Source organism: Mesorhizobium sp. BR1-1-6 (assembly GCF_020165355.1).
In the GTDB taxonomy this organism is placed as follows: Bacteria; Pseudomonadota; Alphaproteobacteria; order Rhizobiales; family Rhizobiaceae; genus Mesorhizobium.
Genome location: NZ_JAIUHZ010000002.1, coordinates 234,557 through 252,521 on the forward strand (window position 1 = coordinate 234,557; position 17,965 = coordinate 252,521).

Genomic DNA, 17,965 nt, shown 5'->3' on the forward strand with positions numbered 1-17,965 from the left:
AAAAGTCGGGACCAATCGCTAAACGACGATGGTCCCGAATTCGTTCCAGGCCTGTATCAACCGGCTCTTTTGCCGATAATCCGGTTGGCGGCGGACACCACGGCCTCCAGCGAGGCAGCGACGATGTTGGTGTTGATGCCTGCGCCGAACAGCTTGCCGTCAGGATGTTCCATCTCGACATAGGAAATGGCCGAGGCGTTCGAACCGCGCTGCATCGAGTGCTCGGAATAGTCGAGCACCGACATATCGACGCCGACATGGCGCGACAGCGCATCGACGAAGCCGTCGATCGGGCCTGTGCCTGTGCCTAATATCGTCATCTCCTTGCCGTCGTCGATAATGACCGCCTCGACAACGCGCCGGCCCTTTACCTCGGTGTCCGGATAGGTGTGGTGATCGAGGAATTTCAGCCTGGCGCCCGGCTGGTCGACATAGGTATCGAGGAAGCGCTCATAGATGCGCCTGGCCGGCACTTCCTTGCCTTCGGCATCGGTGATCGCCTGGATTGCCTGGCTAAACTCGATCTGCAGGTTGCGCGGCAGGTTGAGCCCGTAATCCGCCTGCAGCACATAGGCGATGCCGCCCTTGCCGGACTGCGAGTTGATGCGGATGATGGCTTCGTAGCTGCGGCCGACGTCGGCCGGGTCAATCGGCAGATAGGGAACCTCCCACACTGGCGTGTTGGCCTTCTTCAGCGCCTTCATACCCTTGTTGATGGCATCCTGGTGCGAGCCGGAAAAGGCGGTGTAGACGAGTTCGCCCACATAGGGATGGCGCTCGGGAATCTTCAGCTGGTTCGAATATTCGTAGACATCCTTCATCCGGTTGATGTCGGAGCAGTCCAGCTTCGGATCGACGCCTTGCGTGTACATGTTGAGCGCCAGCGTGACGATGTCGACATTGCCGGTGCGCTCGCCATTGCCGAACAGCGTGCCTTCGACGCGATCGGCGCCGGCCATCAGGCCGAGCTCGGTGGTGGCGACGCCGGTGCCACGGTCATTATGCGGGTGCAGCGAAATGATCAGGTTCTCGCGCCTGTCGAGATTGCGGCACATCCACTCGATGCGGTCGGCATAGATATTGGGCGTCGACATCTCGACGGTCGACGGCAGGTTGATGATGAGTTTGTTGTCAGGCGTCGGCTTCACGATCTCGGTGACCGCGTTGCAGATCTCCAGCGCGACTTCGAGCTCGGTGCCGGTGAAGCTTTCGGGCGAGTATTCGAAACGGTAGCCGCCGCCGGAACTCGCTGCCATGTCGGTGATCATCTTGGCGGCATCGGTGGCGATGCGCTTGATGCCGGCAACGTCCTTCTCGAAGACGACGCGGCGCTGCAACTCGCTGGTCGAATTGTAGAAATGCACGATCGGGTTGGTGGCGCCTCTGAGCGCTTCGAAGGTGCGGGTGATCAGTTCGGGCCGGCACTGCACCAGCACCTGCAGCGAAACGTCGGCCGGTACGCTGCCCTCTTCGATGCACCAGCGGGCGAAGTCGAAATCGGTCTGCGAGGCCGAAGGGAAACCGATCTCGATCTCCTTGAAACCCATGTCGAGCAGCAGCGCGAACATGCGCGCCTTGCGTTCGTGGCCCATCGGGTCGATCAGCGCCTGGTTGCCGTCGCGCAGGTCGACCGAGCACCAGATTGGCGTCTTGTCGATCACTTTCGAGGGCCAGGTCCGGTCGGTGAGGCCGACGATTGGGTAGGGTTGGTACTTGCGGGCGGCGTCCGGCATGCCGCCGTTCTGCTGGCCCGCCGGGGCCTCGCTTACGCGGATTTCTTCTCGTGCGTTCATCGTCGTTTCTCCCGGCGACCCTCGAATCCGCCTTCAGGCGGATGGGTGGCGAGTGGCGCCTTTACCAGTTTTTCGTTCGCTTGATGTGACTGCCAAGGAGCATGCGCTTGCGCGGCGGCTCGACCGCCGGGCGCTCCTTCAGCGAACCCGGCGATCGCCGATAAGGCCGAGAAGAAGCAGCGTCGAGGCAAGCGCGCGCACGGTCTCGCCGGCAAAGCCGGTCTGACGGGAAGCGGTGGTGGCGCGCGTGTTCATGGCGGTTTTCATACAGGAGCGGCCAGCCGGAGGCAAGCCGTACCGAAAGCCATGCCGACAGTCGGGCGCGTGCCGGGCCACGTTCCGTCTGACGTCGTCGCCGACGTGCGTGCCCTTCCAACAGGCCGAGGCCGGACCTGGCCGCCAACGGGACGTAGCGGTTCAATATATAAGATGACCTATGTATTCAAGTTTCTGTGGAAACTTCGGAACGTCTATGGCATGCCGCTGCCGGCGCGGCCCTCCTGCGGCCGATTGCTTCAAACCGTTTCGAAAGACGCGAACGATGGACCAACTGCGAGCGCAAACCCGGATCAGCGATGCGGCGATCAGGTCGGTGATGGACCGGCTGCGCACCGAGCACAGCGAATTCGAGGTCGAGACCGGTGTTGCCGATCGATGGGAACTTCGCCTGTACTACGGTTCGCTGAGCGCGGCACTCGAGGGCGACTCCATGCTGATCCGCGTCTCGGCCGTAGACGAAACCTGCCTGTCCTACATGAAGATGACGGTCGCCGGCCACGTCGCGCAGCACCTTGGAACGACGAGCGGACTGCGCTGGCAAGGCGACGGCAGCGACACCGGCACCCCACTCTTCTTCCGCGAAATCACGGTTGTGTCGTCAACGCGGATTTCTCCGCATATGCAGCGCCTGCGCTTTGCAGGCGATGATCTTGGCCGGTTTACTCATGGCGGCCTGCACATCCGGCTGCTGCTGCCGCCGCGGGGCAGGCCGCCCGTTTGGCCCTCGATGGGCGCCGACGGCCTGCTTGTGTGGCCTGCCGGTGAGGATGCGCTCACCGTGCGCATCTACACGATCCGGGCGGTGGATCCGACAAGCGGTTGGCTCGATGTCGATTTCGTGCTGCACCCCGGCTATGACACGCCCGCCGCCACATTCGCGCAGAACGCGGTGGCGGGAGACGTCATCGGCATGATCGGGCCAAGCGGCGGCGAGACGCCGACGGCGCCGACCCTGCTGCTGGTCGGCGACGACACAGCGCTGCCGGCAATTGGCCGGATTCTGGGGGAACTGCGGCCGTCAACCCGCGTCGAGGCGCTCATCGAGGTCGATGGCCCGGACGACCGCATCGCGCTGGCGCAAGGCGACAACATCGAAATCACCTGGCTTTACCGGCACGACCGCGCGGCCGGCACCGCCGGCCTGCTGGCGGCCGCCCTGCGCGAGCGCAGCCACATGGCGCTTGCCGATAACCTCTACGTCTGGGCCGGATGCGAGTTCACGGACTTCCGCGAGATCCGCAAGATCGTGCGCAAGGAGTGGGGCCTGGGCCGCGACCGGCACCTGGTAACGGCCTATTGGCGTCGCGACGCGCAGGCCGAGGGCGACGACGAGGATTAGGATCGATCCATAAGTATGCCGGCAGCCGGGGCGGAGCAGCCTATTCCTTCACCGCGCGCGCTACCAGCCGCGCGATGCTCGGGCCGACAAGCAGCACGATCAGGAAACGCGCCGACTGGAGCGCCATGATGAAGGAGATGTCGACGTTCTGGGCGGCGGCGGCGATGATGGCGACGCTGTCCATGCCGCCGGGGCTGGTCGCGAGATAGGCGGTCAGCGGATCGATGTCGAGCAGATGGCTGATCATGAAGGCGAGGCCGCCGCAAAAGGCGATCAGAGCCACGATCGAAGCGACGATCTGCGGCAGGGCACGTGTCGCATGGCGCAGGATCGGCCTTGTGAAGTTCAGCCCGATCGACCATCCGACCATGGCGTAACTGACAGCCAGCAGCCAAGGCGGCAATTGCATCGGCACGCCGAGGCCAAGGTGGATCACCGCGCCGAAGATGAAGGTGCCCAGAAAGGAGGGCGAAGGCAACCGGCAAAGCCTTCCCGCCAGCCCGCCGACCAGCGCGATGCCAATGGTTGCTGCTAAGGCTTGGGCATCGATCGGCGGAAACCAGATAATCGGCGGGATTTCGACGCCTGACGTGTCGACCCACATCTTGGCGACAATGGCCGCCGTCATCGAGACGAAGATGACACGCAGATACTGCATGAAGGCGACGAGGCGCTGGTCGGCGCCGAAGGCGCCGGCCATCAGCACCATTGCGGTGGCCGCGCCTGGGGAGGATCCCCAGACGGCGGTCGTGCCGGGCAGGATGCGCCACCGGCTGATCAGCCAGCCGAGCAGGCTGGACGCCGCGACGGTGGCTGTCACTGCGCCGAGGAACAGCGGCCATTCGGCATAGAAGACGCGAAAAATGTCGGCCGAGATCGAAGCGGCGATGAGGCAGCCGACGATCGCCTGGGCGGAGCCGAACAGAAGCCGCGGCACGCGCACGGTAGCGCCGTTGGTGCCGGCGACGATGGCCGCCAGCATCGGCCCGATGAGCAGCGCCGCCGGCAGCGCGGCCAGTTCGAGCGCACCGGCAAACAGCACGGAAATGACGAGGAGGGCCAGCCATTGCCAAGGCTTGCGCATGCGCGCCATGCGCTCGACGGCCGGCTGGCCAGGAGACGGCTGCTTGGGCGAGGAATCCATGTTCTGGTCTTAGACTGAGCGGTAAGGGATGCGAACCCCCGCTGCATCGAAAAGCGATCGCCTCAGATGTCTGTGCCGAACAGTTGCTCGATTTCTCCACCGCTCATGCGATCGAAACGGTCGGACACCGAAAACTGACCAGCCATAAAGCCAACCCGTCGCGATTGTACCGGCACCGATTGATCCATAGGAATGACCTTGACCAATGACTTGCCAGCCTTGGCGATCATGAAAGGTTCGCCGTTGGCGGCTCGCTGAACGAGACGTGAAAGATTGGCCTTCGCATCGCTAATGTTCACGATTTGGGTCGAGTCATCCACCCGGATCAGCCCGCCTTGTCGTCAGCCAATCCAAAGCCGCCGACGGGGTTGGTTTCCACCTGGAACTCGAAGCCGGCGATGAAGGGCCTTGCCTTGGCGATGGCCGCCTGGACTTCGGGAAGCTGCAGCGAGGCTTTGTGGCTTGCCTGGTCAGTCCACACTTCTGTGACCCAGATGGCATCGGCATCGGCCGGGTCGGTGGCAACGATATAGCTCAGGCAGCCGGGCAGGGCGCCGGTGCTGGCGCGCAGGACGTCCATGACAGCGTCGCGCTGGCCGCGAGCCGCTCGCATCTTGCCGATCAGACCGTACATCCCTTCGTCTCCCTTCAGCGTTTTCGACAAGAGTATACCGTTCGCCAATATGCAGGTCGCGGCTCAAGGCATCAACTGGCCACCATTCACCTCGATCACCTGGCCGGTGATGTAGCCGCTCAACAGATCGGAGGAGAGGAACAGATAAGCACCGACGCAATCTTCAGCCGTGCCGGCGCGCCCCTGCGGAATGGTGGCAACCATGCCCCTGATCTGCTCTTCGGTCGAGTAGCGTTCGTGGAACGGCGTGAGAATGGTGCCGGGTGCCACCGCGTTGACGCGAATGCCGAAGCCGATCAGTTCCTTGGCCATGCCGCGCGTGACGTTGGAGACGAAAGCCTTGGCCGAGCCGTAAAGCCCGGCGCCACCGCCGGCGCCGTTGCGGGCGGCGATCGAGGAGGTGTTGACGATGAAGCCGCCTTGTCTCTTCAGCCACGGCATCGCCTTGCGCGAGGCGGTCAGCACCGAACGCGCGTTGAGATCCATCACCGCGTCGTAATGCGCCTCTGTCTGCTCGGCGTAGGGCACGCGGCCGAGCATGCCGCCGGCATTGTTGACCAGCCCGTCGAGACGGCCGAAATGTTGCGCACTATCCTCGACGACACGCTCGACATCGGCGGCCAGGGAAAAATCGCCCTGGACGAGAAACACCTCGCCGCCATTGTCGCGGATGGCCTTGCCAAGCTTCTCGGCGGCGTCACGGCTGGAATTGTAGTGCAGCGCGACCAGACATTTCTGCGCCGCATAGGCCAAGGCGAGTGCCGCGCCGATGCCGGTCGAGGCGCCGGTGACCAGCACCGCCTTGCCGGCGAGATCGGGAATGACAAGCCCGAGGGGGGTGGTTGTCGCTGGCACTGTCGTTTCTCCGGGATTTTCGCGGTTCTTAGCGGGTCTTGCTACCCTTGCATTCAGTCCATGCAGCTTCAAGGCCTGAGATAGGCATAACCCTGGCTTTGCAGTTCAGCGAGCTTGACGACGCCGCCGCTGTCGGCCGCATGAAAACCGTCGAGCAGGTCGGCGAGCGAAAAATCCATGCCGTGCATGGTGTTGGCGCAGGCATGCGGATCGAGCCCTTGCTGGACGAGACCGGTGAAACGACCGGAGATCGCCGCCGATACCCCCTTTGACTTGAAACCGGCAAGAGCCGGACCATGGACGACCAGCGCGATATCGACATTGCCGCCGGTGCCTTCGTAATGGTTCTTGATGTTGCCGAGAACAAAATTGACCTTGTCGAGGTCGCTGAGATGGTAGGCGACCTTCAATCTCGTAGGCCCAGTGGCCGCGGCTTGCGCCACCCGCAGCCCAATCAGCGTGCCGGCCCCGGCGAGAATCGCGCGGAACATGTCGCGTCGACGCATTACAGTCGTCCCCGTTGAAAGATGGCCGCGAATTGCGTGGCCGCAGTGCCGAGTGTAGCATAAATTGATGTCGCGTCCTGCCGATGCGGAGGGGTCACATGGCGTTCGAACAGAGACTGGCAAGCGTCCTGTCCGGAGCGGCCTTGTTGAGCCTGCTGGGCGCGACAGCTTTCGCCGACGGGGCGACCAAGCTCACCGAACTCAGTCCCAACGGTCAGGACGCCTGTTTCGGCCGCATCTACGATGCCAACCACCTCAACACGCATCCGGAGCAGAAGGTGGCCCGGATCTTCTTCTACTACGGCCATGATCCGGTCAGCAGGCCGAACGAGGAACCGGCCGCGAATGCCGACACGTCCTACAATGGCTTCGTCACCACCACGGTGCGTGGCGCCAAGGCTCCGGAATGGGCCGGCGGCTGGTGTAATCATCCATCCGAGGATGGCGCATCAAACCCGATCCATTGCGGCATGGAATGCGACCGTACGCTGGCGTCGCTGAAAGTCGACGACAAGGGCCGGCTGATTCTTTCGGACCTGCAGCCCGATATCTATCTCGATGCCGGTTCCGAGGAGGAACTCGGCACGACTGAATACAATAGGCAGGCGCTGGGCTCGCAGGACGACAATTTCCGCCTCGACCCGATGCCGGCAGCGACCTGCAAGGCGGAGTTCGCCCGCATCGACCCGATTGACCCGGCGATGGGTCCGCCGCTGCGCGACCGGCTGAAGCCCGACCAGGCCTTCTGCTACGGACGCGACTACGATGCCGCGCATTTCGGTTCGCATCCCGACCAACTGACGCAGTCGATCCGCGTGTTCCGTGGGCCGGTCGAACTGGCTTCATTCGCGGCGGGCGGCGACCTTGCCAATTGGCCTGACGGCGCCGACATCGCCGTTTCGGTCACGACGCGACAAAAGTCGGGCAAGGCCACGCAGGTCTATTCCTGCCAGGGCGAGGCCGACCAGTGGCGCTGCGCGGCGAGCTCGAAGATGAGCGATTTCTTCTGCGATATCACGCAGAAGGAGATTTTCCTCAAGCGCGGCGCCAATGGCATGATGATGCTGGCCAATCCCAACAACAGCCTGGCGATCGTCGATTTCTGTTCACAGGCAGCCGACGGCAAGACGAAGTCGGACGATAAGATCTACCGGCTGGAACCGATGCCGCAATCGGCTTGCGCGCCTTGAGCGGAGCCCTGTTTAGGTCAGCGCGAAGGGATATATCTTTGCTATATCTCATTTGAGGATAGCACGATGGACAAAGCAAAAGTGTTCTGGTCAGGCAGGTCCCAAGCCGTGCGCCTGCCGAAGGAGTTCCGTTTCGACACAGAGGAGGTCTCGATACGCCGTCACGGGCAAACCGTCATCTTGGAACCGCTTGCGCAGGACTGGGCGTGGCTCGACCAAGTGATTGGACCGCTTGATAATGATTTCGCAGAGGCAGCGCTGGAACGTCAGGACGGGCAGGATCGAGCTGCCTTGGAAGACGTCTTCAAGTGATCTACCTGCTCGACACCAATGCCGTCATCGCGGTCATGAAGGGCGATGAGGGTCTGCTTGCCTGCTGAAACGGCATAGGCCGCAGGACTTTGCCGTCTCGGCGATCGTCGTGCACGAACTGTACTATGGTGCTGAAAAGAGCCAGCGACGGGTCGAAAATTTGGCGCGTATCGAGGCTCTGCAGTTTCCTGTGCTCGAATTCGATCGGGAAGACGCGAGACATGCCGGAGAAATTCGGGCAACGCTTGCCACATTGGGAACTCCAATTGGTCCCTACGATGCGTTGATTGGTGGGCAGGCGCGCGCGCGATCTTACGCTGATGACCCGCAATATCCAGGACTTCGAGCGGATCAAAGCTCTGTCAGTCGAGACGTGGTGAACTGCCTCACGCGAACGGCACCGCCGTCGTGCCCTTCGGCAGCTTGGCCTCATCATCGGGCTCGACATGGATGGTGACGCGCACGGAAGGGATTTCCGCCTGCAGCGCATCCTCGATGCGGTCGCAGATGACATGGCTGGCGCCGACCGACATGTCGGCATCGACGACGAGATGGAATTCGATGAAGGTGGCGCGGCCGGCGATGCGTGTCTTGAGGTCGTGCACTTCGAGCGCGCCTTTGCAATTGGCCGAAATGATGTCGCGGATGCGCATATGCTCCTGGGTGTCGACGGCGCGGTCCATCAGCCCGTTCATCGACGAGCCGATAACATGCCAGCCCTGCCAAAGAATGTTGAGCGCGACGATCACGGCCAGCGCCGGATCGAGGATCTGCCATCCGGTCAGCACCGCGCCGACAAGGCCGGCGAAGACGCCGACCGAGGTCACGACGTCGGTCATGATGTGTTGGCCGTCGGCGACCAGTGCCGGCGATCTTGCGTTGCGCCCTGTACGGATCAGCGCCCAGGCCCAGAAGGCGTTGATGACTGTCGCCACACCGTTGACGGCAAGCCCTTCCCAAGGCTGCTGGAGCGGGACGGGGTGGAGCCAGGATTGCCAGACCTCGTTCAGGATCAGGAGTGCCGCGACCACGATCAGCACGCCTTCCAGGACGGCCGAGAAATACTCGGCCTTGTGGTGGCCGAACGGATGGTCCTGGTCGGCAGGCTTGTAGCTGACCTGGATCGCCCAGAACGCGGCGGCCGAGGCGATGACGTTGACGATCGATTCCAGCGCGTCCGAATAGAGTGCGACGGAACCGGTGATGTACCAGGCGGCAAGCTTGAGTGCGAGCACCACACAAGCGACGACGATCGACCAGAAGGCAAGCCTTGCGACCTTGCGCCTGGTCGCGGCCTTCGCCGCGACCGCCGTCGTGTCCCGCGTTTCGACCATCGTCTCTAGGCGGCCTTGTCCTTGGCCTTGCGCGGCAGGTGGGCGACGATGTTCTCGATGATGCGCATGCCGGCATTGTGGCCGAGCGTCATGATCGATTCCGGATGGAATTGTACCGCGGCGATCGGCTCCTTGCGGTGCTCGAAGGCCATGATGACGCCGTCTTCGGTCTCGGCGGTGACCACGAAATCGTCGGGTAGCCGCACCGGATCGGCGAAGATCGAATGGTAACGGCCGACGGTGACTTCCTTGGGCAGACCGGAAAAGATGATGCCGGGCTTGGAGACGCGAATGCGCGACGGCTTGCCGTGCATCGGCACATGCAGCTGCCGCAATTCGCCGCCATAGGCCTCGGCCAGCGCCTGCAGGCCGAGGCAGACGCCGAAGATCGGCAGCTCGCGGGCGCGCGCTCGTCCGATGGTGGCGGCGCAGTCGAAATCCTTGGGCGTGCCGGGACCAGGCGACAGCACGACGAGATCCGGCTTCAGCCGGTCGAAAACTTCTTCCGGCACGGGGGTGCGCACGGTCGAGACATTGGCGCCGGTCTGACGGAAGTAATTGGCCAGCGTGTGGACGAAGCTGTCTTCATGGTCGACGAGCAGGATGTTGACGCCGTCGCCGACGCGCGCGGTGGTGCGCTCGGTGCTGGCGGCATTGCCCGTCTTGGCGTCGCGGATGGCGGAGAGCATGGCGGAGGCCTTCAGTTCGGTTTCGGCTTCTTCTTCCTCGGGAATGCTGTCGAACAGTAATGTGGCGCCAGCACGCACCTCGGCAATGCCGTCCTTGATGCGGATGGTGCGCAGTGTCAGGCCGGTGTTCATATCACCGTTGAAATTGACCATGCCGATGGCGCCGCCATACCAGGCGCGCGGGCTCTTCTCGTTCTGCTCGATGAAGCGCATGGCCCATAGTTTCGGCGCGCCGGTGACGGTCACCGCCCAGGCGTGCGAGAGAAACGCGTCGAAGGCGTCCATGCCTTCGCGCAGCCTGCCCTCGATATGGTCAACCGTATGGATAAGCCGCGAATACATCTCGATCTGGCGGCGGCCGATGACGCGCACCGAACCCGGCTCGCAGACGCGCGACTTGTCGTTGCGGTCGACATCCGAGCACATTGTGAGCTCGGATTCATCCTTCTTGGAATTGAGCAGCTTCAGGATTTGCTCTGAGTCGGAAATGGCGTCGTCGCCACGCTTGATCGTGCCCGAGATCGGGCAGGTCTCGACACGGCGGCCGTTGACGCGCACGAACATTTCGGGCGAAGCGCCGATCAGGTATTCGCCTTCACCCAGATTAATGAAGAAGGAATAGGGCGAGGGGTTGATTGACTTCAGCTTGCGCGAAATCTCGGAGGGTTGGGTCTCGCAGCGTTCGTAGAACATCTGCCCGGGTACGACCTCGAACAGGTCACCGCGCTTGAAGCTGTCCATCGCGCGGCGCACAAGATTGGCGTATTCGCCGGGTTCATGGTCGCCGCGCGGCGGGATACGGTCGGCGGTCTTGAACGGCTCGGCGATCTCGTCGCGCGGCAGGCCTTCGGTCGAAAAACCCTTGCCGGCGTAGTCATATCGATCGGTCCAGGCCTTGGCCGAATAATGATCGACGACCAGGATCTCGTCGGGCAGGAACAGCACGAGATCGCGCTGGCTTGGCTTGCGTTCGAGCTTGTAGTCGACCGGATCGAACTGGAAGGCGAGGTCGTAGCCGAAGGCGCCGTAAAGGCCGAGATTGGCGTCTTCGGCGGTCTTGAACAAGGCGGTGATGGCGCGCAGAACCGTGAAGACGGAAGGAACGCGGCTGCGTTCTTCTTCGGTGAAGACGCGGCCCGGCTTGGCGACGTCGAGGCGGATCAGCTTTTTCGACGCCTCGGCGATCGTGATCTCGGCGATATCGCCGAGCGTCTTGACGATGACCGGCAGAAGCACCTCGCCCCGCCGGTTCAGCGCCTCGATGCGGATGGACCGGCCACGCGCCGAGATCACCAAAGGCGGGTCGATGATGGCGGTGTCCCAACGCGTATAGCGGCCGGGATATTCATAGTTCGAAGAGAACACCGCGCCCCGGCGCGCATTCAGCCCGTCGACATAGGCGTCGATGGCGCCTTCATAGGGCCGGTCGTGGCGCTCGCGGGTGATGGTGATGCCACCCCCGGTCACAAAACTCTCTGCGCCGTTGTCCAGAACCTTCATCGTCATTGCCGTCTCCATCAGCTTCTTGGGCAACGGACCCGGGAATGGCTTGGAAAAAACAAATGGCCGCCCGGACATTCCGCTGCGGCCACCCTCTCTTTTCACGCGCACGCGTTCGAACAGGCCGCTGTCAGCAGGCCCACCACCAAACGGTCTTGATCGAACGCATGTTCATGGCGATTCCCATAGCGGCGATTGAGCGACCGCGCAACTGGATTCGGTGGAGGCTCAATCTTCCAGTGTGCCGGACCTTGCGTCGGCGCTCTTCCTGTCGCCCACCAGTTTCAACAGATCCTCGCCGGCGCGGATGATACGGCGCGAGCGCCGGGTCAGGACGATGCCGGCCTGCGGCGCGAACACCTCGGTGCGGCCATCGGCTTCGCCCGGTGCGTGGACGATGACGGCAAGCCGCGTATCCTTGGCCACGCGGTCGCCGGGCTCCACGTCGTAAAGCACGGCACCTGCCCGGGGCGCCGGCATCATGTCGATGTTTTCGAGCGGTGCGACAACCCCGGTGAAGGCACCGGGTGAGGGCAGGGCCGGGTCGGCGACCACGCCGCGCGCCACCAGCAGCCGGTAGAGCCCCGCGGCGTCCGACGCCGCGAACGCGCCATCGACATCGAGGATGCCGCGATATTCGACCGTCGTGACGACGCGCCGGCCGAGCTTCGCCACATCGGCGGGAACGTTCTGATAGGGCATGATCGAGGCGCCCTCGAAAGTGCCGTCCGTGTCTTCACTCCACAGCACCACCGCCTCGACGCCCATGGCGGCGGCGCAGTCGGCCATTGCCGGCCACAGGCTGGTGTGGACATACAGGTAGGAAAGACCCTCGTCGTCGCAATGCAGGTCGAGCACGATGTCGTGGCCGAGTGAAAGCTGCACCAGTCTCGTCTTCAGCCGCTGGTCGGGCGTGCCGTGCGCGGTGTCGGGCAGGAGTGCCGTGTCGGGCGCGGCGAGCAGCGGAAAACCGCGGTTGAAGTTGGTGCGCGTGCCCAGATGAAAACGGCCCTGATGTTCGCCGAAATGATACTGGGCGCGGCCGATCGGATTGGCCCAGGGCACGATGGTGATGTCGCCCTTGATGCGCCCCTCCGCCTCGGCCCTGGCCAGCATCGGCATCAGTGCATCAATGGCGACGACTCCGGGCAGTTCGCCGGCATGGAGTGCTGCCTGCAGATAGGCCGAAGGCGCGGATTTGTCGGTTCCAGCGAAGCGAAACAGCGGGAATTCATAGGAAACGCCCTCGCTGTCGCCGGCTATGCGTTCGATCGATTTCTGCATGGTCTTTTCTCCGTCGAGAGGCGAGAAGGACATGCCTCTTCGATCGTGCGCTTGTCGATTGGTCCAGGCTGTCGCGCTATGGGCGCAAGCAGCTACTACGCGGCAGGCTGAAGAGCGACGGCCGGAGCGCGCCGGTCCAGTGCCTGCGAGGCAACGGCCACGGCGACCGCCAGCAGAGCGAGTGCCGCGCCCACCAGCGGCAGGTTGGCATAGGAAACGCCCCAGGAGAGCGCCACGCCGCCGATCCAGGCGCCGCTGGCGTTGCCGACATTGAAGGCGCCCTGGTTCAGCGTGGCGGCAAGGTTCGGTCCCTCGGAAGCGGCTTCCACGACACGGATCTGCAACGGCGGCACGACGACGAAGACGAGCATGCCCCACAGGAAGACGATGCCTATGGCGACACTGGCGATAGCGCCGAACTGCATGAAGCCGACAAACAGGACCGCCAGCAGCAGCAGCGTGCCGATGACCGTCGGCATCAGCTTCCAGTCGGCCAGCCGGCCGCCGATGATGTTGCCGATGGTCATGCCGGCGCCGAACAGCAAGAGCACCCAGGTGACCGCTGAAGTCGAGAGGCCGGACACGTCGGTGAGATAGGGTTTGATGTAGGTGAAGACGGCAAACAGGCTGGCTGAGGCGAGCGCCGCGATCAGCATGGCCAGCCACACCTGCAGCTTGCCGAGCACGCGCAATTCGCCGCGCAAGCCGTCGCCGCTTGGTTCAGTGACATCCGGCGGCACTAGCCAAGCGATCGCCGCGACCGAGATCAGCCCGATGCCGACCACCGCCAGGAAGGTGGCGCGCCAGCCGAAGGCTTCGCCAAGCGCCGTTCCGGCGGGAACGCCGAGGATGTTAGCCAGCGTCAGGCCGGCGAACATCAGCGCGATGGCGCTGGCACGCTTGTTGCGGGGCACCAGGCTGGCGGCGACGACCGAACCGATGCCGAAGAAGGCGCCGTGGCCGAAGGCGGTGAAGACGCGCGCGCCCATCAGCATCCAGTAATTGGGCGCGATGGCGCAGAGCAGGTTGCCGACGACGAACAGTGCGGCCAGTCCGACCAGCACCGGCTTGCGCGGCAGATGCGCGGTGGCCATCGCCACGATTGGCGCGCCGAAGACCACGCCCAGCGCATAGCCCGTGACCAGCAGCCCGGCCGCGGGAATGGTCACGCCAAGGTCGGCGGCGACCTCCGGCAGCAGACCCATGATGACGAATTCGGTGGTGCCGATGCAGAAGGACGCAATGGCAAGCGCAAGGATCGGCAAAGGCATGGGAGGTCCAGACTGAATCGGTTCAAATGGAAACTGCGCGAGCGCCCCATGGCGCACAAGCGCCATTGCAGCAATGCAGCAATGCAGAAAGCGGAGAGCAAAGAGGCACTGGCAGCGGTGCTTGTGCCGTGCCCTGCCGGGCTAGACGACCCTGACCGAACCCGGCCGAGCGGCCGAACCGACCGGCTGAGCCGGAGTTCAGACCAGCGGCTTCAACTCCTGGGCGATGGTAGGCAGCAGTTCCGAGACATTGGGGTGGATGTGCATGGCGCGCGCCAGCGTGTCCACAGGTGCCTTGGCATACATCAGATCAAGCACGCAATGCACGGCTTCATCGCCGCCGGGGCCAAGCACGCAGCAGCCGAGGATTTCCCTTGTGTCGGCGTCGACGAGGATCTTCATGAAGCCTTGCGTCTCGCCTTTCTCGATGGCACGGCCGACACGGGTCATCGGCCGCTGGCCGACCAGCGCGCGGCGTCCCGACTTCTTCACCGACGCCTCGGTCATGCCGCAGCGGCCGAGCGGCGGATCGATGTACAGAGCGTAGGCCTCGATGCGGTCGGTGACCTTGCGCGGATCATTGTCGAGCAAATTGGCCGCAACGATCTCGTAATCGTTGTAGGACGTGTGGGTGAAGGCGCCCTTGCCATTGCAGTCGCCCATCGCCCAGATGCCGGGCACGCTGGTGCGCAACTGGTCGTCGACGGTGATGAAGCCGCGTTTGTCGACCTCGATGCCGGCCTGGTCGAGGCCGAGATCGTCGGTATTGGGCGTTCGCCCCAGAGCCAGGAGCACATGCGAGCCGACGGCCGGCGGCTTGCCGGCGGAGAAGGCAACAGCAATATCCTCGCCCTGCCTGGCGAAGCTTATGGCGTCGGCGCCGAGATGGACCGCGATGCCTTCGTTTTCGAGGATCAACAGGATGGCGTCGGACACATCCTCGTCTTCGCGGCCGATCAGCCGCGAGCCCTTTTCGATAATCGTGACCTCCGCGCCGAAGCGGCGGAACATCTGCGCGAATTCGAGCGAGATGTAGCTGCCGCCGACCACCACGAGGTGGCGCGGCAACACGTCGAGGTCCATCATCGAAGAGTTGGTGAGAAAGTCGATGTCGTGAATGCCGGGCAGATCCGGTAACGATGCGCGGCCGCCGGTGTTGAGAAAGATCTTGCCGGCGGTTAGGAGATCATCGCCGACGCGCACCGTGTTGGCGGATTCGAAACGCGCATGGCCGCGATAGAGCGTGCATTTATCCATGTCGGCGATCCAGGTTTCCAGATTGCCGCGGGCGTCGTTCGACACCTTGTCCTTGCGCGCCTTGACCCTGGGATAGTCGACGCCGACCGGGCCGGAGAGGGTCACGCCATAGTCCGCGGCGCGCCGCGCGAGATGCGCGGCATAGGCGCTGGCGACCATGGCCTTGGTCGGCATGCAGCCGGTGTTGACGCAGGTGCCGCCGACCAGCTTGCGCTCGATCAGCGCCACGCTCATGCCGGCCGCCGTCAGCCGGCCGGCCAGCGGAGGGCCGGCCTGGCCGGCACCGATGACGATGGCATCGAAGGTTTTCGCCGTCATGCCACCGCCGCCACGATCAAGAGGCCGCCAACGATCGCGACCGCGTCCTCGATGAAGGCCGCGGGCTGGTCCTTGCCGAAGGCGGCCGCCAGCCGGCCGCGCGCCTCCGCGCCGCCGAGCGTGCCGATAACGGCCCCTATGGCGCCGGCGATCAGGCAGACGATGGTGGCGCCGCCAGTGGCGCCGATCACAGCGCCGCTGAAGGCACCCAGCAGGATACGGGCGCCGAATTGCTGCGGCACCTTGCGGCTCGGCGTCGACGGCAACTGGTCGGTGACCAGCTCGACGATAGCCAGGATAGTGAAAATGCCGACAGCGGCCCAGTGGCTCATGAAGCTTGCCCAGGTGCCGGCAACCGGCAGCCAGCCGAGCCAGGCGCCCCAGGCGACGGCGGCCGGCGCGGTCATGGCGCGCAGGCCGGCAATGACCCCGATCAGAAGTGCAAGAATGTAAAGCATGTTCATCCCCCTCGATCCCGGGCCGGGACAGCCCTGAAAAGGCAGGCTACCATAGGTCCGGTATTTGGCCAGTACTTGCATAGGCGCTCTCTTACGCCGCAACGGTGCGTGGCAATGATGACGGAGGCACCGCATGGCTGAGAGCGAACGCGCAAAAATGGCGGCGGGCGAGTGGTATACGTGCATGGATGACGAACTGGAGGCGCTGCGCGGCGTGGCTGCGGGCGCCGTATTCGAGCACAATTCGCTTGCGCCCCGTCAGCGCGGCAACATCGGGCCTGCCTTGCGGGATCTGCTCGGCGGCGCGGGCGAGGGCGCCCGCATCGAGGCGCCGTTCCACTGTGCCTATGGCTTCAACATCTTTCTCGGGGACGGCGTCTTTCTCAATGCCGGCTGCATCATTCTCGACACGGCAAGCGTGCGCATCGGCAAGGGAACGCTGCTCGGCCCCAATGTGCAGATCTATTGCGCCGAGCATCACAGGGAGGCCGCGGGGCGACAAGCCGGGCTGGAAATCGCCAGGCCGGTCGAGATCGGTGCCGATGCCTGGATCGGCGGCAGCGCGGTCATCCTGGCTGGGATCAGCATCGGCGGGGGCGCCATCGTCGGCGCCGGCGCCGTGGTGACGCGCGACGTGCCCGCGAACATGACGGTGGTCGGCAATCCGGCGCTGGCGGTCAAACGCGGTTGAGTGCTCGGCGGGCGCTCAGTGCGAAAGCGCGTGCGGCGACCGGTCGCCTTGGTCGGCCCGCCTGGAAAATTCACGCCGGTATTGCGCCGGTGAGGTCCTGAGACGCGCCGAAAAATGCTGGCGCAGCGAGGTGGCGCTGCCGAAGCCGGCCTCGAAGGCCACGACGTCCATCGATTTTTCCGTCGCCTCGAGCAGACGCTGCGCCAGTTCAAGCCGTTGCTCGATCAGCCAATCGCCGAAACTGGTGCCGATCGATTTCTGGAAGCGGCGGGTGAAGGTGCGCCGTGTCATGCCGGCGGCTTCGGCGACGCGGTCCAAGCTGTGCGCATCGCCGAGCGTCGCACGCACCGCGTCGAGTGCTTGTGTGAACCTGTCGGTATCGGCGCTCCTCGCCAGCGGGCGCTCGATGAACTGCGCCTGTCCGCCTTGCCGGTGCGGGGAGAGCACGATCTGCCGCGCGAGCCGCAGTGCTGCCTCGGCGCCGTAGCGGGCGCGAACGATATGGAGGCAGCAGTCGAGCCCGGCCGCGACGCCGGCCGACGTCACCACGTCGCCATTGTCGACATAGAGCACCTCGGCATCCACCGCGATGTCGGGATGAAGCTTCTGAAGCCGCTCGGCATAGGCCCAATGCGTGGCCGCACGCCGACCGCCAAGCAGTCCGGCAGCAGCGACTGCGAATGTTCCCAGGCAAAGGCCGACGATCAGGGCACCATTGCGGTGGGCCCGCCGCAATGCTTGGCTCAGCGGTTCCGGCAGCGGATCTTCGAGATCCCGCCAGCTCGGCACGATGATGATGTCGGCGCCATCGAGGCCCTCTAGCCCATGGGGCGCGGCGACGCTCAGCCCGGCCTCGGTGTGGACGGGACCGGCCTCGATCGCGCAGATGCGGAAGTCGAAGCGCGGCAGGCCGAACGATGTGCGATCTTCGCCGAACACCAGGCAAGGCACGGAGAGATGGAACGGGCTGATGCCGTCGAAGGCGAGGACGGCGACGATCTGGTGGGTCATGTCTTCCGGGGATTTCTGCGCGGGGTTATGCGGATTGTCCCAATTCTTTCGAATGATGTCAATCGGGCCACTTTCGCCCGATGGTGGCGGACCTATGCTC

Annotated in this window: 17 protein-coding genes and 1 pseudogene; 5 read left to right on the forward strand and 13 right to left on the reverse strand. The window is 64.1% G+C overall.

Features of this window, described 5'->3' with window-relative positions; genetic code table 11:
- Nucleotides 1–56: 56 nt before the first annotated feature.
- Nucleotides 57–1,793, reverse strand: coding sequence for a 2-isopropylmalate synthase (leuA, locus tag LB545_RS06345; RefSeq protein WP_140666865.1), 1,737 nt, complete (start codon nucleotides 1,791–1,793; stop codon nucleotides 57–59).
- Nucleotides 1,794–2,388: 595 nt separating this feature from the next.
- On the opposite strand from leuA, the gene LB545_RS06350 reads away from it, so the two are divergent.
- On the forward strand, nucleotides 2,389–3,411 hold the full coding sequence (locus tag LB545_RS06350; protein ID WP_224704668.1) for a siderophore-interacting protein: 1,023 nt from the start codon (nucleotides 2,389–2,391) through the stop codon (nucleotides 3,409–3,411).
- 40 nt (nucleotides 3,412–3,451) lie between these two features.
- On the opposite strand, the gene LB545_RS06355 is transcribed toward LB545_RS06350, so the two are convergent.
- The 5 genes from LB545_RS06355 to LB545_RS06375 form a co-directional block, all read right to left on the reverse strand.
- Entirely contained in the window at nucleotides 3,452–4,555 is a 1,104-nt protein-coding gene (locus LB545_RS06355) for an AbrB family transcriptional regulator (RefSeq protein ID WP_140524940.1), read from the reverse strand.
- Nucleotides 4,556–4,617: 62 nt separating this feature from the next.
- On the reverse strand, nucleotides 4,618–4,875 hold the full coding sequence (locus tag LB545_RS06360) for a type II toxin-antitoxin system Phd/YefM family antitoxin (RefSeq protein WP_140524939.1): 258 nt from the start codon (nucleotides 4,873–4,875) through the stop codon (nucleotides 4,618–4,620).
- 5 nt (nucleotides 4,876–4,880) lie between these two features.
- Nucleotides 4,881–5,189 carry a putative quinol monooxygenase gene (locus LB545_RS06365; protein WP_140567149.1) on the reverse strand — a complete coding sequence of 103 codons (309 nt, stop codon included), beginning with the start codon at nucleotides 5,187–5,189 and terminating at the stop codon, nucleotides 4,881–4,883.
- Nucleotides 5,190–5,252: 63 nt separating this feature from the next.
- The gene (locus LB545_RS06370) at nucleotides 5,253–6,044 is read right to left on the reverse strand and encodes an SDR family NAD(P)-dependent oxidoreductase (protein WP_140516976.1); all 792 of its coding nucleotides are present in this window, start codon (nucleotides 6,042–6,044) and stop codon (nucleotides 5,253–5,255) included.
- A gap of 68 nt (nucleotides 6,045–6,112) precedes the next feature.
- A complete protein-coding gene (locus tag LB545_RS06375) occupies nucleotides 6,113–6,550 on the reverse strand; it encodes a DsrE family protein (RefSeq protein WP_140516974.1) in 438 nt (145 codons plus the stop codon).
- A gap of 98 nt (nucleotides 6,551–6,648) precedes the next feature.
- On the opposite strand from LB545_RS06375, the gene LB545_RS06380 reads away from it, so the two are divergent.
- The 3 genes and pseudogenes from LB545_RS06380 (at nucleotide 6,649) to LB545_RS06390 (ending at nucleotide 8,432) form a co-directional block, all read left to right on the forward strand.
- A complete protein-coding gene (locus LB545_RS06380) occupies nucleotides 6,649–7,740 on the forward strand; it encodes a hypothetical protein (RefSeq protein WP_140516972.1) in 1,092 nt (363 codons plus the stop codon).
- Nucleotides 7,741–7,806: 66 nt separating this feature from the next.
- Nucleotides 7,807–8,052 carry an antitoxin gene (locus tag LB545_RS06385; RefSeq protein WP_140516970.1) on the forward strand — a complete coding sequence of 82 codons (246 nt, stop codon included), beginning with the start codon at nucleotides 7,807–7,809 and terminating at the stop codon, nucleotides 8,050–8,052.
- Nucleotides 8,049–8,432: pseudogene (locus LB545_RS06390) on the forward strand (type II toxin-antitoxin system VapC family toxin). Before LB545_RS06385 ends, LB545_RS06390 begins: the two are co-directional and overlap by 4 nt.
- 6 nt (nucleotides 8,433–8,438) lie before the next feature.
- Here the strand turns inward: LB545_RS06390 and LB545_RS06395 are convergent.
- The 6 genes from LB545_RS06395 to LB545_RS06420 form a co-directional block, all read right to left on the reverse strand.
- On the reverse strand, nucleotides 8,439–9,386 hold the full coding sequence (locus LB545_RS06395) for a cation diffusion facilitator family transporter (RefSeq protein ID WP_140516968.1): 948 nt from the start codon (nucleotides 9,384–9,386) through the stop codon (nucleotides 8,439–8,441).
- A 5-nt stretch (nucleotides 9,387–9,391) separates the two neighbouring features.
- Nucleotides 9,392–11,581 carry an anthranilate synthase gene (locus LB545_RS06400; RefSeq protein WP_140516966.1) on the reverse strand — a complete coding sequence of 730 codons (2,190 nt, stop codon included), beginning with the start codon at nucleotides 11,579–11,581 and terminating at the stop codon, nucleotides 9,392–9,394.
- Between the two features lie 222 nt (nucleotides 11,582–11,803).
- Nucleotides 11,804–12,859 (reverse strand): succinylglutamate desuccinylase/aspartoacylase family protein, encoded by a 1,056-nt coding sequence (locus LB545_RS06405; RefSeq protein ID WP_140657054.1) that lies wholly within the window; start codon nucleotides 12,857–12,859, stop codon nucleotides 11,804–11,806.
- A 95-nt stretch (nucleotides 12,860–12,954) separates the two neighbouring features.
- Nucleotides 12,955–14,130 carry an MFS transporter gene (locus LB545_RS06410; protein WP_140675615.1) on the reverse strand — a complete coding sequence of 392 codons (1,176 nt, stop codon included), beginning with the start codon at nucleotides 14,128–14,130 and terminating at the stop codon, nucleotides 12,955–12,957.
- A 198-nt stretch (nucleotides 14,131–14,328) separates the two neighbouring features.
- Nucleotides 14,329–15,705 carry an FAD-containing oxidoreductase gene (locus LB545_RS06415; protein WP_140675612.1) on the reverse strand — a complete coding sequence of 459 codons (1,377 nt, stop codon included), beginning with the start codon at nucleotides 15,703–15,705 and terminating at the stop codon, nucleotides 14,329–14,331.
- A complete protein-coding gene (locus LB545_RS06420; RefSeq protein ID WP_140516958.1) occupies nucleotides 15,702–16,163 on the reverse strand; it encodes a DUF4126 domain-containing protein in 462 nt (153 codons plus the stop codon). The genes LB545_RS06415 and LB545_RS06420 overlap by 4 nt, the downstream gene beginning before the upstream one ends.
- A gap of 133 nt (nucleotides 16,164–16,296) precedes the next feature.
- Between LB545_RS06420 and LB545_RS06425 the strand changes: the two genes are divergently transcribed.
- Nucleotides 16,297–16,854, forward strand: a complete 558-nt coding sequence (locus tag LB545_RS06425; protein ID WP_140675609.1) for a sugar O-acetyltransferase — start codon at nucleotides 16,297–16,299, stop codon at nucleotides 16,852–16,854.
- Nucleotides 16,855–16,869: 15 nt separating this feature from the next.
- Here the strand turns inward: LB545_RS06425 and LB545_RS06430 are convergent, their stop codons facing one another.
- Nucleotides 16,870–17,865, reverse strand: coding sequence for a GlxA family transcriptional regulator (locus LB545_RS06430; RefSeq protein WP_140675606.1), 996 nt, complete (start codon nucleotides 17,863–17,865; stop codon nucleotides 16,870–16,872).
- Nucleotides 17,866–17,965 lie beyond the last annotated feature (100 nt).